This is a genomic window from Campylobacter ureolyticus, from assembly GCF_013372225.1.
Classification (GTDB): domain Bacteria; phylum Campylobacterota; class Campylobacteria; order Campylobacterales; family Campylobacteraceae; genus Campylobacter_B; species Campylobacter_B ureolyticus.
In genome coordinates, this window is the sequence record NZ_CP053832.1 from 381,758 (window position 1) to 396,570 (window position 14,813).

18 protein-coding genes are annotated in these 14,813 nt (G+C 29.5%); 17 read left to right on the forward strand and 1 reads right to left on the reverse strand.

Annotated features, from left to right (window positions below; genetic code table 11):
• Positions 1 to 15: 15 nt before the first annotated feature.
• On the reverse strand, positions 16 to 1,443 hold the full coding sequence (glnA, locus tag CURT_RS01940; protein WP_018712372.1) for a type I glutamate--ammonia ligase: 1,428 nt from the start codon (positions 1,441 to 1,443) through the stop codon (positions 16 to 18).
• A 183-nt stretch (positions 1,444 to 1,626) separates the two neighbouring features.
• Here glnA and CURT_RS01945 point away from each other — a divergent pair, with 183 nt between their 5' ends.
• The 17 genes from CURT_RS01945 (at position 1,627) to CURT_RS02025 (ending at position 14,787) form a co-directional block, all read left to right on the forward strand.
• Positions 1,627 to 3,066: a WG repeat-containing protein gene (locus tag CURT_RS01945; protein WP_018712371.1), complete on the forward strand. Its 1,440-nt coding sequence runs from the start codon at positions 1,627 to 1,629 to the stop codon at positions 3,064 to 3,066.
• Positions 3,067 to 3,159: 93 nt separating this feature from the next.
• A complete protein-coding gene (gene pdxS, locus CURT_RS01950; RefSeq protein WP_018712370.1) occupies positions 3,160 to 4,041 on the forward strand; it encodes a pyridoxal 5'-phosphate synthase lyase subunit PdxS in 882 nt (293 codons plus the stop codon).
• Positions 4,042 to 4,107: 66 nt separating this feature from the next.
• On the forward strand, positions 4,108 to 4,791 hold the full coding sequence (locus CURT_RS01955) for a hypothetical protein (RefSeq protein WP_018712369.1): 684 nt from the start codon (positions 4,108 to 4,110) through the stop codon (positions 4,789 to 4,791).
• 14 nt (positions 4,792 to 4,805) lie between these two features.
• Positions 4,806 to 6,065: a peptidase U32 family protein gene (locus CURT_RS01960; RefSeq protein ID WP_018712368.1), complete on the forward strand. Its 1,260-nt coding sequence runs from the start codon at positions 4,806 to 4,808 to the stop codon at positions 6,063 to 6,065.
• A gap of 15 nt (positions 6,066 to 6,080) precedes the next feature.
• Positions 6,081 to 6,587 (forward strand): 5-(carboxyamino)imidazole ribonucleotide mutase, encoded by a 507-nt coding sequence (purE, locus tag CURT_RS01965; RefSeq protein ID WP_018712367.1) that lies wholly within the window; start codon positions 6,081 to 6,083, stop codon positions 6,585 to 6,587.
• Complete coding sequence (glyQ, locus tag CURT_RS01970; RefSeq protein WP_018712366.1) at positions 6,584 to 7,486, forward strand: glycine--tRNA ligase subunit alpha; 903 nt, start codon at positions 6,584 to 6,586, stop codon at positions 7,484 to 7,486. Before purE ends, glyQ begins: the two co-directional genes overlap by 4 nt.
• A complete protein-coding gene (locus CURT_RS01975; protein WP_018712365.1) occupies positions 7,473 to 8,195 on the forward strand; it encodes a Nif3-like dinuclear metal center hexameric protein in 723 nt (240 codons plus the stop codon). The genes glyQ and CURT_RS01975 overlap by 14 nt, the downstream gene beginning before the upstream one ends.
• Before the next feature lie 11 nt (positions 8,196 to 8,206).
• Positions 8,207 to 8,926, forward strand: a complete 720-nt coding sequence (locus tag CURT_RS01980) for a zinc ribbon domain-containing protein (protein ID WP_018712364.1) — start codon at positions 8,207 to 8,209, stop codon at positions 8,924 to 8,926.
• Complete coding sequence (gene waaA / locus CURT_RS01985) at positions 8,926 to 10,074, forward strand: lipid IV(A) 3-deoxy-D-manno-octulosonic acid transferase (protein ID WP_018712363.1); 1,149 nt, start codon at positions 8,926 to 8,928, stop codon at positions 10,072 to 10,074. Before CURT_RS01980 ends, waaA begins: the two co-directional genes overlap by 1 nt.
• Positions 10,064 to 10,837 (forward strand): pseudouridine synthase family protein, encoded by a 774-nt coding sequence (locus CURT_RS01990; RefSeq protein WP_018712362.1) that lies wholly within the window; start codon positions 10,064 to 10,066, stop codon positions 10,835 to 10,837. The genes waaA and CURT_RS01990 overlap by 11 nt, the downstream gene beginning before the upstream one ends.
• Before the next feature lie 60 nt (positions 10,838 to 10,897).
• Complete coding sequence (ffh, locus tag CURT_RS01995; RefSeq protein ID WP_018712361.1) at positions 10,898 to 12,235, forward strand: signal recognition particle protein; 1,338 nt, start codon at positions 10,898 to 10,900, stop codon at positions 12,233 to 12,235.
• A 77-nt stretch (positions 12,236 to 12,312) separates the two neighbouring features.
• The gene (gene rpsP / locus CURT_RS02000; RefSeq protein WP_018712360.1) at positions 12,313 to 12,540 is read left to right on the forward strand and encodes a 30S ribosomal protein S16; all 228 of its coding nucleotides are present in this window, start codon (positions 12,313 to 12,315) and stop codon (positions 12,538 to 12,540) included.
• Between the two features lie 8 nt (positions 12,541 to 12,548).
• The gene (locus CURT_RS02005; RefSeq protein WP_018712359.1) at positions 12,549 to 12,794 is read left to right on the forward strand and encodes a KH domain-containing protein; all 246 of its coding nucleotides are present in this window, start codon (positions 12,549 to 12,551) and stop codon (positions 12,792 to 12,794) included.
• 4 nt (positions 12,795 to 12,798) lie between these two features.
• Positions 12,799 to 13,326, forward strand: a complete 528-nt coding sequence (gene rimM / locus CURT_RS02010) for a ribosome maturation factor RimM (RefSeq protein ID WP_018712358.1) — start codon at positions 12,799 to 12,801, stop codon at positions 13,324 to 13,326.
• Positions 13,323 to 14,009: a tRNA (guanosine(37)-N1)-methyltransferase TrmD gene (gene trmD, locus CURT_RS02015; RefSeq protein WP_018712357.1), complete on the forward strand. Its 687-nt coding sequence runs from the start codon at positions 13,323 to 13,325 to the stop codon at positions 14,007 to 14,009. The genes rimM and trmD overlap by 4 nt, the downstream gene beginning before the upstream one ends.
• The gene (rplS, locus tag CURT_RS02020; RefSeq protein ID WP_018712356.1) at positions 13,999 to 14,355 is read left to right on the forward strand and encodes a 50S ribosomal protein L19; all 357 of its coding nucleotides are present in this window, start codon (positions 13,999 to 14,001) and stop codon (positions 14,353 to 14,355) included. Before trmD ends, rplS begins: the two co-directional genes overlap by 11 nt.
• 99 nt (positions 14,356 to 14,454) lie before the next feature.
• Complete coding sequence (locus tag CURT_RS02025) at positions 14,455 to 14,787, forward strand: cupin domain-containing protein (RefSeq protein ID WP_018712355.1); 333 nt, start codon at positions 14,455 to 14,457, stop codon at positions 14,785 to 14,787.
• The last annotated feature ends 26 nt before the right edge of the window (positions 14,788 to 14,813 follow it).

Sequence of the window (14,813 nt, forward strand, 5' to 3'; positions counted from 1 at the left end):
TAAATTTAAAGTTAATTAGCAAGAATATGTAGTTTTAAACTCAAATGGAGTAGGTCTTGCTTCATAAGGCCAAACTTGAGTTTCAAATTTAAATCTTTGATATGTTTGTATAAATTCATCACACATAACAGGTTTTAAAAACTCATTATCTCTTATTAAAGATTCCAAGCTTCCTCTTAGTGTATGAGGGAATTGTTCTATTCCTTTTTCTCTAATTTCATCAAGATGAAGTTCAAACAAATTTATATCCATTGGACCAACTGGTTCGTATTTGTGTTTTATCCCATCAATTCCTGCCATTAAAAGTGCAGCAAAAGCTAAATATGGGCAAGCTGATGAATCTGGAAACCTCATCTCAACTCTTGTGCTGTTTTCACCAGCTCCATAAGGAATTCTAATTGAAGCTGAGCGGTTTTGGCAAGAATATGTTAAGATATTTGGTGCTTCAAAACCAGGGATTAATCTTTTATATGAGTTAATGCTTGGATTTGTAAGGGCTGAAAGGCTTCTAGCATGTTTTAAAACTCCACCTATATAATATTTTGCCAAATCACTTAAATTTCCATATTTTCCTTTTTCATAAAAGAGATTTTTTCCATTTTTCCAAATGCTTTGATGCACATGCATGCCACTTCCGTTATCTCCATAAAGTGGCTTTGGCATGAAAGTTGCAGTTTTTCCGTTTAAGTGGGCTACCATTTTTACAACATATTTATATTTTTGAACATTATCAGCAGCCTCAACTAAAGAGCCAAACTTAACACCTATTTCACCTTGAGCTTGAGCAGCTTCATGATGACATACAAAAGTTTCTAATCCAATTTGCTCTAAAACTTGCACCATTTCAGCTCTTAAATCAACCATGCTGTCAATTGGCTGAACTGGGAAATATCCGCCTTTTGGTCCTGGGCGATGGCCTGTGTTATAAGAGTCTTTATACTCTTTAGCGCTATTCCATTCACCTTCTTCGCTATCTACATTAAACATTGCGCAATTCATGGAATCTACTATTTTCACATCATCAAAAATAAAAAATTCATTTTCAGGTCCAAAATAGCAAGCATCACCAATGCCACTTTCTTTTAAAAAGGCTTCTGCTCTTTTTGCTATGGATCTTGGGCATTTTTCATACATTTTGCCTTTGTAGATATCATATACATCGCAAATTACAATGATTGTAACATCAGCAGTGAATGGATCTAAAAAAGCAGTTTCTAAATCTGGCTTTAAAATCATATCTGATTTATGGATTGGTTGCCAAGCCTCAATTGAACTTGCATCAAATGGAAGCCCTTCATCGAAATCTTTAGGCAATCTTTTATAATTATATGAAATATGGTGCCAAGTTCCTTTTAAGTCTGTAAATCTAAAATCTACAAATGCAACTTCATTTTCATCACAAAATTTAAAAAATTCATCTTTATTTTTTACAAATTTACCCATATTTTTTCTCCTTTGGAATAAAGGGGTTATTTTAACATATTTAGAGTTATATTTTTATAAAATTTAATCATAATTTCTAAATTTAGATATTATTTGCATGATAAAAACATCATTGTATTGTAACATTCATTTTGATATAATTTCACATTTATTGATAATTAAATTTTTATAAAGGATTAAGATATGAAAAAAATCGTTTGTGCCTTGACTTTATTAGTTTTTATTTTTACGGGTTGTGATAGTGATTCAGAGTTTTTAACACCTGCTGAAATAGACGGCAAATATGGTTTTATTAATGAAAAAAGTAAGTTTGTCTTGAAGCCAATCTACGAAAGAGCTTGGGAATTTTCAGAAAATGGCGTAGCAGTAGTTCAGTTAAATGGCAAATTCGGTCTTATAAATAAAAAAGGTAAATTTATAGTTGAGCCTAAATTTGATGATATCGGTTATTTTTCAAAAAATGGTTTAGCAGAAGTTAAGCTATACAGTAAATGGGGTGTTATCAATGAAAAAGGCAAATTTATAATTGAACCTAAATTTGATGATATGGGTTATTTTTCAAAAAATGGTTTAACAAAAAATGGTTTAACAAAAATTGAGTTAAACGGTAAATATGGTTTTATCAATGAAAAAGGAGATATCGTAATAGAACCTAAATTTGATGATATTTACTATTTTTCAGAAAATGGTTTAGCAGCAGCTCAATTAAAAAAAGAATGGGGTATTGGCAGCAAATGGGGTTTTATCAATGAAAAAGGTAAATTTATAGTTGAGCCTAAGTTTGATGATATTGAACAATTTTCAAAAAATGGTTTAGCACCAGTTAAGCTATACAGTAAATGGGGTGTTATCAATGAAAAAGGTAAATTTATAGTAGAGCCTAAATTTGATAATATATGGGAGTTTTCAAAAAATGGTTTAGCACCAGTTAATTTATATAATCGGTGGGGTTTCATCAATGAAAAAGGAGATATCGTAATAGAACCTAAATTTGATTATGTTGATAGATTTTTAGAAAATGGTTTAGCAAAAATTGAGTTAAACGGTAAATATGGTTTTATCAATGAAAAAGGAGATATCGTAATAGAACCTAAATTTGATAATATTTACTATTTTTCAGAAAATGGTTTAGCAAAAATTAAGTTAAACGGTAAATATGGTTTTATCAATGAAAAGGGGGATATCATAATAGAACCTAAATTTGATGATATTGGTTATTTTTCAAAAAATGGTTTAGCACCAGTTAAGTTATATAATCGGTGGGGTATTATCAATGAAAAAGGAGATATCGTAATAGAACCTAAATTTGATTATGTTGATAGATTTTTAGAAAATGGTTTAGCAACAATTGAGTTAAACGGTAAATATGGTTTTATCAATGAAAAAGGAGATATCGTAATAGAACCTAAATTTGATAATATTTACTATTTTTTAGAAAATGGTTTAGCAAAAATTAAGCTAAACGGTAAATATGGTTTTATCAATGAAAAAGGAGATATCGTAATAGAACCTAAATTTGATGATATTGGTTATTTTAAAAAAGGTTGGGCAACAATTAAATTAGACGGTAAACACGGTGCTATAAACGAAAAAGGCGGAGAGATATGGGGAGTGGTATTTTAAAATTACTAGATATTAAATTTAGCTTTTTTGATACTTGCAATAATGTTAAAATTTTTTTATAATAGCGAGTTTTTAAATTTAAAAGGAGAAAATATGTCAAATTTTTGTGAATTTTTAAAAAATTCTGAAAATGCAACTAAGTCATTTATGGGTGGAGTTATAATGGATGTTGTAACACCAGATCAAGCTAAAATAGCAGAAGCAAGTGGTGCTGTTGCAGTTATGGCGCTTGAAAGAGTTCCAGCAGATATTAGAGCAGCTGGTGGTGTCTCAAGAATGAGTGATCCAAAAATGATAAAAAGCATCATGAATGCAGTTAAAATTCCAGTTATGGCAAAATGTAGAATTGGTCATATCGTTGAAGCAAGAATATTGGAAAGTATAGGGATTGATTTTATAGATGAGAGTGAAGTTTTAAGCCCAGCTGATAATGTATATCATGTAAATAAGCGTGAGTTTAAAACACCTTTTGTTTGCGGTGCTAGAAATTTAGGTGAAGCACTTAGGAGAATTAGCGAAGGTGCGATGATGATAAGAACAAAAGGAGAAGCTGGAACTGGAGATGTGGTTCAAGCAGTAACACATATGAGATCAATAATGAGTGATATAAGACGCATTTCAAATTTAAACAAAGATGAACTTTTTAACGAGGCAAAAAACTTAGGAGTTAGCTATGAAATGCTTTTATATGTGCATGAAAATGGCTCACTTCCAGTTGCAAATTTTAGTGCAGGTGGCGTTGCAACACCAGCAGATGCAGCTTTAATGAGAGTTTTGGGTGCACAAGGCGTTTTTGTAGGAAGTGGAATTTTTAAGTCAGGAAATCCTGAAAAAAGAGCAAAAGCTATCGTAAAAGCAGCAAAAAATTATGACAATCCTGACATTATTGCAGAAGTTAGCCAAGATTTGGGCGAAGCAATGGTTGGCATAAACGAAGATGAGATAAAAATCATAATGGCAAATAGAGGAATATAATTAATTTTAATCTATTTTAAAAGCTTTGTAAGGTATAATTTAATTATTCTACAAAAGGGCTTTTAAATGCAAAAAGATGATTTTTTACAAAAATGTAAAGATGAGTATAAATTTAATACTCATCAGCTAAGAGAAGTTGAGCTCGGATTTGAAAACTCTCTTAGTTTTGATAAGATAGAATTTTATGCAAAAACAAAATTTAATTCTCATCAAATGGCTGAGATAAGAAAAGGTTTTGAAAACTCTCTTAGTTTTGATGAGATTTGCAAGTATGCTAAAAACGAGTACAACTCAAATCAAATGTATATTTTAAGAAAAGCTATATTATCAAATTTTAACCTTGATGAAATTTATCCACTAATTGATAAAACTAAATTTGGTTGGCATCAGATGAGTGAGATAAAAGAGGGGTTTAAAGATAAACTCTCTTTAAAAAAAATAAATTTATTTGCAAAAAGTGAGTTTGGAAATTTAAGAATGGCCGAAATAAGAGATGGTTTTAATCATGGATTAAGCTATGAAAAAGTTAGTTTTTATGCAAAAAAAGAATTTAGTCAAAAACAAATGCAAAATATTAAAAATCTTTTGTTAAACGGTGTAAAAAAATCTGAAATAGAAAAACTTATCCTAGAAAAAGAAAAAATCAAAAATAAGCCTACTAAGAAAAAAAATTCATTGATAGATTTAAATTTTAGCTTCAAAGCACCTTTTAAAATAATTTTTTATATAATGCAAAATTTGGATTTTTAAAAAAAGGAAATATTTTGAAAAAACCTGAGCTTTTATCACCTGCTGGGAATTTAGAAAAACTTAAAATTGCACTAAGTTATGGAGCTGATGCTGTATATGCAAGTGTAGGAGCTTTTTCCCTAAGGCAAAGAAGTGCAAAAGAATTTAGTAAAGAGACTTTTAGGGAGGGCGTTGAATTTACGCACAAAATGGGTAAAAAATTCTACGCCACTATAAATGGATTTCCATTTAATGCTCAGCTTGATAAGTTTAAAACCCATATTGAGTTTTTGAAGGATTTAGGCGTTGATGCCTTCATAATCGCAAGTCCAAGCATTATAAGCTTAGCTAAAAAAATATCTCCAGATACTGAAATTCATCTTTCAACACAAGCAAATGTTATGAATTATATGGATGCTCAAATTTATTATGATATGGGTGTAAAAAGAGTAGTTGTAGCTCGAGAAATAGGACTAAAAGATGTAATTTCAATAAAAGAAAAAGTGCCAAATTTAGATATTGAAATTTTTATTCATGGTTCTATGTGTTTTGCTTATAGTGGGAGATGCTTGATTTCAGCTTTGCAAAGTGGTAGATTTAGTAACCGTGGAAGTTGTGCAAATGATTGTAGATTTAATTATGAAATTTATGCTAAAAATGATGAAAGCGGTGCATTATTTAAGTTAAATGAAGATGAAAATGGCACTTATATAATGAACTCAAAAGATCTGAATTTAAGTTCTTACGTTGAAAAAATTATGCAAAGTGGAGCTGTTGATAGTTTTAAAATCGAGGGAAGAACAAAAAGCCAGTATTACGCCGCATGTGCAACAAATGCTTATAGAATGGCAATTGATGATGCACTTAGTGGCAGATTTAATGCTGAAATTTATCAAAAAGAACTTCATACTTTAAAAAATCGTGGTTTTACAGATGGATACTTAGTAAGTCGTCCATTTGAGAGAAAAGATACACAAAATTTTAACTCAACTTTGGAAGAAGGCACTCATCAAGTTTGTGCAATTACTTTAGATGGTGAGTTTTTTGATGTTAAATATAAAATTTCTAAAAACACACCTTATGAAATTTTGGTTCCAAAAGATAGCAAAATTGAAACAATTGAGAATGAAATAGGGAAAATTTATGAAAAATATGGTAAATTCTGGCTTGAATTTAAAGTTTTAAAAGCGAAAAATAACAAAGAATTTGATGAAATTCACAGCGGAAATTTAAATCAAATAATTTCGCCTGTAAAACTACCTAATTTCAGTTTTTTAAGAAAAGAAATAGAGTAAAAGAAAGGAAATATGATGAAATTTGTATCTATTATAATGGGAAGTGGAAGCGATTTAGACATTGCAAATGAAGCAGCTAAGGTGCTTGAAAGCTTTGGTGTGAAATATGAAATGATAGTAAGTTCTGCTCATAGAAGTCCTCAAAGAACGCATGATTATGTTATAGCAGCACAAAATAAAGGTTGTGAGGCTTTTATCTGCATTGCAGGAATGGCAGCTCATCTAGCAGGCGTGGTTGCATCACTTACAACAAAACCAGTTTTAGGAGTTCCAGCAGGTGGTGGAGCTTTGGGCGGGGTTGATTCACTTTACTCAACTGTTCAAATGCCAGGAGGTATTCCAGTTGCTACTTTTGCAGTTGGTAAAGCAGGTGCGAAAAATGCAGCTTATTTTGCAAGTCAAATTCTATCTTTAAGCAATGAAGAACTTGCTTTAAAAATTAAAAACGATAGAGCAAATATGGCAAAAAAAGTTTGTGAAGATTCAAGTAAAATTGAAATTATCTTGAAGGAAGATAAATGACATTTTCAAAAATAATTTTAACTTTGCAAGATTTTTGGCAAGCCCAAGGTTGCGTGATAGTTCAACCTTACGATATTCCTGCAGGAGCTGGGACTTTTCATCACGCAACTTTTTTAAGAAGTCTTGGTAAAAAGCCTTGGCGAGCAGCTTATGTGGCACCATCTAGACGTCCTGCAGATGGAAGATATGGTGAAAACCCAAATAGATTAGGTGCGTATTATCAATTTCAAGTTATTTTAAAACCAAGTCCTAGTAATATTCAAGAACTTTATTTAAAAAGTTTGGAAGCCATTGGTTTTAATCTTAAAAATCATGACATAAGATTTGTTGAAGACAATTGGGAGAGCCCAACTCTTGGAGCTTGGGGGCTTGGTTGGGAAGTTTGGCTTGATGGTATGGAGGTAACTCAATTTACTTATTTTCAACAAGTTGGAGGAATAGCTTGCGAGCCTATAAGTGGTGAGATAACTTATGGTTTGGAGCGACTTGCCATGTATTTACAAAACAAAGAAAATGTTTTTGACATAGTTTGGAATGAATTTAAAGGTGATGTAATAACTTATGGAGATGTTCATAAAAGAAGTGAGTATGAGTTTAGCAAATATAGTTTTGAAGTAGCTGATACAAATATGCTTTTTAAGTCTTTTGAAAGTGCTTATAATGAGTGTTTGAAAACTCTTAAAAAAGAATTATCTCTTCCTGCATATGATTACTGTATGCTTGCATCACACATATTTAATTTACTTGATGCAAGAGGTGCGATAAGTGTTACTCAAAGACAAGATTTTATTCTTAAAATAAGATATTTAGCAAAAGGGTGTGCTATTGTGTATGCAAGTAAAGATGATCCTAGCTTAAAAGAAAAATTTAGTGAGTATTTTACAGATGAAAATAGCTGAAATTTATCAAATTTTAGATGAGGTTGCACCTTTTGAAGCTCAAGAAAGCTGGGATAACTCAGGACTGCTTTTGGGAAATATGGACGATGAGTTTGATAAAATTTATGCAAGTATTGATTTAGACTCAAATTTGATTCAAAAAATAGAAAAAAACTCACTTGTTATAACTCACCATCCTTTAATTTTTAAAGGCTTAAAAAGTCTAAATCCTAGTGTTTATCCATCAAATTTAATTTATGAAATCATTAAAAAAGATATAAAGCTTATTTCAATGCACACAAATTTTGATAAATTTGTTTTAAATCAATTTGTAGCAAGTGAAATTTTAGGTTATAAAATCACTGAAATTCGTGATTTTTTAGTATTTTTTGAAGTTAATAAAATTTTCGATGAGTTTGCTAAAGAGATAAAACAAAAACTTAAAATTTCAAATTTAAGAGTTGTAAAGGCAAGCGAGTTTATAAAAATAGCTACGCTTTGTACTGGGAGTGGAGCTGATTTACTAGGAAGCTTTAAATCAGATTGTTTTTTAACTGGAGATTTAAAATACCATAGTGCACTTGAAAGCCTAGAAAATAAAATATCTTTAATTGATATAAATCACTTTGAAAGCGAAGCCTATTTTGGCCAGTCTTTAGCTAAAAATTTGCAAAAATACAATTTAAATATTATAATAACAAATTCAATTAATCCATTTTTATACATTTAAGAGGAAAATTTATGAACAAAAATTTAGAACAATTAATACAGCTATCAAATTTCGATAAAAATATTGATGGTTTTTCACCAAAAATCGCAGCTATCCAAAAAGAGCTTAATGATAAACAAAATGAAATTACAGAAGTTCAAAAAGAAGTTGAAAATTCAAATAAAGAGATAGAAGATTTAGCTGATGAGATAGAAAAAACTGACAATCATATAAAAGATTTAAACTCACAACTAAAAGCAGGTAGTAAAAAACACTCAGCTATAAAAACCGAAAAAGAGTTAAAATCACTTCAACTTGAAGAAGAGCTTACAAAAGATCAGTTAAGTTCTGCAAATGATGAGATAGAAAGACTTGAAAATTTGATGGAAAATAAAAAATCAAACCAAAATGAGCTTTTAGACAAAGAAAAAACACTAAAAGATGAGTTTGAAAATATTCAAAAAAATACAGAAGATGAGTTAAAAAACATAGAAAGCCAAAGAGAAAAATTTTATCTTGAAAAGGATAAACTTGTAAAAAAAATGGATCAAAAAATCATCTCTTTTTATGAAAAAATTAGAAAATGGGCAGGAAATACAGCTGTTGCAAAGGTTAAAAAACAAGCATGTTATGGCTGTTTTATGCATATAAATGATAAAACTTATAGTAATGTTATAAGATCTGATGAAATTGTAACTTGTCCAAATTGTGGAAGAATACTTTATAAAGATTTTAATGACGAAGAAAAATAGTGTTTTATAACTTATTTTCTTTTTTTATTTGGCTTTTTTTAACTCCTTTTATATTGGTTTTTTCATTTAAAAAAAAGTATAAAAAAAGCCTTCCCGCAAGATTTTTTCTATATAAAAATCCTCCACTAAAAAAAGTTGATGTGCATTTTCACGCTTGCAGTTTTGGGGAAATTTCAGCTCTCGAGATTCTAGCTTTAAAATTTGAAAGCTTTTCATTTACAACGACGACTGCAACAGGTTTTGAAAAGGCAAAAAGCCTAAATGAAAATACAAGATTTTTACCATTTGAATGTTTTATACCTTTTTGGCTTACAAAAAGTAAAGTTTTAGTTGTTTTTGAGGCTGAGCTTTGGTTGAATTTGGTAAAAACTGCTAAAAAAAATGGTTCTTATGTGATACTTTTAAACGCAAGAATTAGCGATAGATCATATAAAAGATATGAAAAATTTAAATTCTATTATAAAGAAATTTTTAAATACATTGATTTAGTATTAGCTCAAAGCAAGCTTGATAAAACTAGACTTTTAAATTTGGGAGCAAAAAACATAGAAGTTGTTGGAAATATAAAAAGTGCAAATTTTAAACTAGCAAGCAAAGACTATCCAAAATTTAGTGAGTTTTTAGTAACCATTGCAAGTACTCATGATGGCGAGGAAGAACTTATTTTAAATAATATAACGCCAAATAAAAATCAAAAATTTATAATCGCACCAAGGCATCCTGAAAGATTTTGTAAAGTAGCTAAAATTTGTGAAGATTTTGCTAAAAAATTTAATCTAAAATTTGAAAAATTTTCACAAAATTTAGGTTTTAAATCAAACATTATATTGCTTGATACAATGAACGAAGTTATAAATTTTTATAAAATAAGTGATGTTGTTATACTTGGAGGAAGCTTTATAGACGGTATTGGCGGACATAATCCAATAGAAATAGCTCAATTTAATAAGCCTTTAATAAATGGTTATTTTTATCATAACCAAAAGGCCTTGTTTGAACTAGTTGATGGTGTAAATTTTAGTGATTTATCAAATTTAAATGAGTTATTAAGTTTAAATTTGAGTAAAACAATGATTAAAAATAAAGCCGATTTACAAAGCATAGAAAATTTGATAAAAATAAAAATAAAGGAACAAAATGGCTGTTGAAAAAGCATATAAACTTTTAGCTTTGCAAGAAAATATCTCAAACAATGAAGCTAAGAACTTGATTGATAGCGGTTTAGTTTATTTAAGTGGCAAGAAAATAATTTTAGCAAGAGGGTTAGTTAATACAAGTGCAAAATTTAAAGTAACAAAATTAAAAAAACCAACTATTATTTTTGAAGATGAAAATATTTTGGCTATAAATAAACCTGAGTTTATAAATAGCTCAGATATTGAAAAAAAATATAAATTTCCACTTATTAATAGACTTGATAAAGAAACAAGCGGTGTTATACTCTTAGCTAAAAATGAGGAATTTAGACAAAAAGCCATACAAGAGTTTAAAAATTTAAATGTAAAAAAAACATATATTGCGATTGTAAGTGGTGTCGTTAGTGAAAAAATAGAAATTAATGATAAAATTTTAACTATAAAAAATAATAATTCAAAAGGTAGAAATGAAGCATTTTCTAAAATTTCAGATAATGGAAAAACCGCTCTTACTACAGTTTATCCATTTATGGTAAGTGGTAAAAAATCACTTGTTAAAATAGAGATTAAAACAGGCAGAACTCACCAAATAAGAGTGCATTTAGCTGCTTATGATCACGCTGTAATTGGCGATGAAAAGTATGCAAAACTAAGCTCAAAAAGACTTTTTTTACACTCATATAAAACTGAAATTTTAGGATATTCTTTTGTAGCTCCGCTTGATAATAGTTTTAACGAGTTTGGTTTTGAGATTTCAAAAGATATGAAATTTTAAGCAAATTTAAGAAAGTTTATTGTAAAATAAGCCCTTTGATTATATTTTAAAAGGTTAGATGTGTTTGTACAAATAGGTGAATCACTTAGATCAGCTGTAAATAAGCTTAGAATTGTTGATGATGAAAAGGCGCTTAAAAATGCCCTTGTAACGCTTAGAAAAGCACTTTTAAAATCAGATGTTCATCATAAAGTAACAAAAGATTTTGTTGCTATGATAGAAGATGATTTAAAAGAAAATGGCATCGGGCAAAAGCAGTTTTTAGACTCAATTAAAAAGAATTTAACAGATATTTTAACAGCTCCAGGAAATCAAGGATTTGTTTATTCAAGCAAGCCACCAACAGTTGTTCTTATGAGTGGACTTCAAGGTGGTGGTAAAACAACATCAACTGTCAAACTTGCAAATAACCTAAAACAAAAAAATAAAAAAGTATTAATAGCTGCTGCAGACTTACAAAGACTTGCTGCAGTTGAACAGTTAAAACAACTTTGCGAGGCAAATGAAATAGATCTTTTTTATATTGAAAATGAAAAAGACCCTGTTAAAGTTGCAAAAGAGGCTTTGCAAAAAGCTAAAAAAGAGCTTTATGATGTGCTTTTTGTAGATACTGCAGGAAGACTTGCAATAGATGAAGCTTTAATGAGCGAGTTAAAAGATGTTAAAAACGCCATAAATCCAGATGAAATTTTTTATGTAGCAGATGCTATGAGTGGACAAGATGGCGTTAGAACAGCTGATACATTTAATAAAGAACTTGGAATAACAGGGGTTATTTTAAGTAAATTTGATGCTGATACAAAAGGCGGAGTAGCTATTGGTATAGCTCATCAAATCGGAGTTCCTTTAAGATTTGTTGGAACAGGCGAAAAAGTAGCTGATATAGAGGGCTTTATACCTGATAGAATTGTCGGAAGAATCATGGGCGAGGGCGATCTTGCTACTTTAGTTGAAAAAACAAGTGCTGTTTTTAATGAAAAAGATGTAAAAGATATAACCAAAAAAATTAAAAAAGGGAAATTTACATTTAATGACTTTGTAAGTCAGCTTGAAAGTGTTAAAAAACTTGGAAATATGAAAAGTTTAATTGGAATGCTTCCAGGAATGGGAAATTTAGCTGAAAAAATAGGCGATATGGATTTAGAAAATTCAAAAGAAATAATTCATATAAAAGCTATGATTAGTTCTATGACACCAAAAGAAAGAGAAAATCCAGATTTGTTAAATAATTCAAGAAAAAGAAGAATTGCTGCAGGAGCTGGCCTAACACAGATGGAAGTTAATAAATTTATAAAGCAATTTACAAATGCCTCAAAACTAGCAAAAAAACTTACAAATAAAGGTGGCATTCGCGGAATGGCATCTTTAATGCAAGGCGGACAAAAATTTCCGGGATAATTTCTCGGAAAGTTTTATTATGAATAAATCTTTTATTTATAATAAAGCTTATATTAAAATTAACAAGGAGAAAAAATATGGCAACAGTTGTAAGACTAACAAAAATAGGTCGTAAAAAAAGACCATTTTATCGTATAGTTGTAACAGATAGTAGAAAAAGAAGAGATGGTGGATATATAGAGAGCATTGGTTATTATGATCCTATGGCAAATCCTGAAGTTGTTAAATTTGACGCTGAAAGATTACAGTATTGGAAAAGCGTTGGAGCAAAACTTAGTGAACGTGTAGAGAGAATAACCAAATAGAGCTAGAAATGGTTGAAGAATTTATCAGACAATATGCTTTACTTATATGCGAGTATCCAGAAAAAATAAAAATAGAAAAAGTAAAAATTGATGATAATTTTTATGAAATTATCATTTACGCAGATAAAACTGATACTGGAAAACTCATAGGTAAAAATGGTCAAATGATAAACGCCATAAGAACTGTTGTTCTTGGCTATAAAGCTAAAGATGCAGCTTCTTATAAATTTAGTGTAAAAGCCCTAGAAGAGTAGTTTTATGAGTGAGCTTCTTACAGTCGCCAAAATTGGTAAAACTATAGGACTAAGAGGAGCTTTAAAACTACATAATAAGAGCGACTTTGTCTCACAATTTAAAAAAAATGCTAAATTTTTTTTAAGTGATGGCACCATACTTGAAATTTTATCTTACAATAGTGCTAGCTCACAAGTAATTTTTAAAGATTATGAAAGTATAGAGCTTGCTTCAAATTTGGTAAATAAATTTCTTTATCAAAGCATTGAAGCTACTAGAAAAAATTGTAAATTAAAAAAAGATGAGTATTTCTACTTTGATATAATAGGTCTTGAAGTTATAGAAAACGGTGAAACCTTAGGAAAAGTTGTGGATATTTTAGAAGTTGGAGCAAATTTTTTATTTGAGATAAAAACTGATGAAAAGTTAGTGAGCCAAGGATTTACAAAAAACTTTTTTGTTCCATATATTGATGAATATTTAGATAAAATTTCAATCCAAACAAAACAAATTTTTACAAAAAATGCAAAACTTATTTTAAAAGAGTCATGAAATTTAACTTTATAACTCTTTTTGAAAATCTTATAAAACCTTATTTTGATGATTCTATACTAAAAAGAGCTTTGGATAAAAATCTTTTTGAAGTTAGTTTTATAAATCCAAGAGATTTTAGTAAAGACAAGCATAAAAAAGTTGATGATTATATGATAGGTGGTGGAGCTGGACTTTTAATGGGCATCCAGCCATTAAGTGATACAATTTTAAATGTAAAAAATAAAAATCCCAACACTCATATAATTTACCTAACTCCAGTTGGCAAAAAATTTACTCAAAAAGATGCAAAAAGACTTTCAAAAAAAGATAATATTACTTTTATTTGCGGACGTTATGAAGGTATAGATGAAAGAGTTATAGAAAAATATGTAAATGAGGTATTTTGTATTGGAGATTTTATCATGACAGGCGGAGAACTTGGAGCTTTATGTATGTGTGATGCAATTTGTAGAAACATAAATGGAGTTTTAGGAAATGCCAATTCACTTGAAGTTGAAAGTTTTGAAAATTCACTTTTAGAAGCACCATCTTTTACAAAACCAAATATTTTTGAAAATTTACCTGTGCCTTCAGAGTTTTTAAAGGGAAATCACGGTAAAATATCAGCTTTAAAAAATCAAATGGCGAGATTAAAGACAAACTATTTTCGCCCTGACTTAAAGGACAATCATGAGAAATAAATATATACAAGCTTTTGAAGAAGCTCAAATTTCTAAAAGAAGTATTCCTGAATTTCGTGCGGGCGATACTTTAAGAGTTGCTATAAGAATTACTGAAGGTGAAAAAACAAGAATTCAAAACTTTGAGGGTATTTGCATAGCTAAAAGAGGAACTGGAACAGGCAAGACTTTTATAATCCGCAAAATCGGTGCAAATAACGTCGGTGTTGAGAGAATTTTCCCACTTTATGGTGAAAACCTCGAAGAGATAAAAGTTTTAAGACATGGAAAAGTTAGAAGAGCAAAACTATTCTATTTAAGAGATAGAAGAGGTAAAGCTGCAAAAATTAAAGAGCTTAGAAAATAATCAAAAATAAAAGAGTTATAACTCTTTTATTGACTTAAATCAACAACTACAACAAAATAAAAGTTATAATATCCTATAAATTTAAAAAAGGATATTGTAATGCAGATTTATAAATTTAACAAAACTGAATTTGATGGTGTTAATGCTAAGCTTTTATATGAAGATAAATTTTCAAAAGAAATTTGTCTTAGTATGGCAAAAAACAGCTTTATGAAGGAGCATTTTGCTCCAAGCCCTATAAAAGTTCAGGTTTTAAAAGGTAGTATCGAGTTTGGCGTTGATAATGAAAAAGTTATTTTAAGCCAGTTTGATATGATAGCTCTTGATTCTATGGTTAAGCACTCTTTAAAAGCCAACGAAGATAGCATAATAAGACTGAGCCTATCTTTAAATGATACTTTTTCAAGAGTTAAAGAAGTATTAAATAAATAAATTTTATCATATTTTAAAAATATATA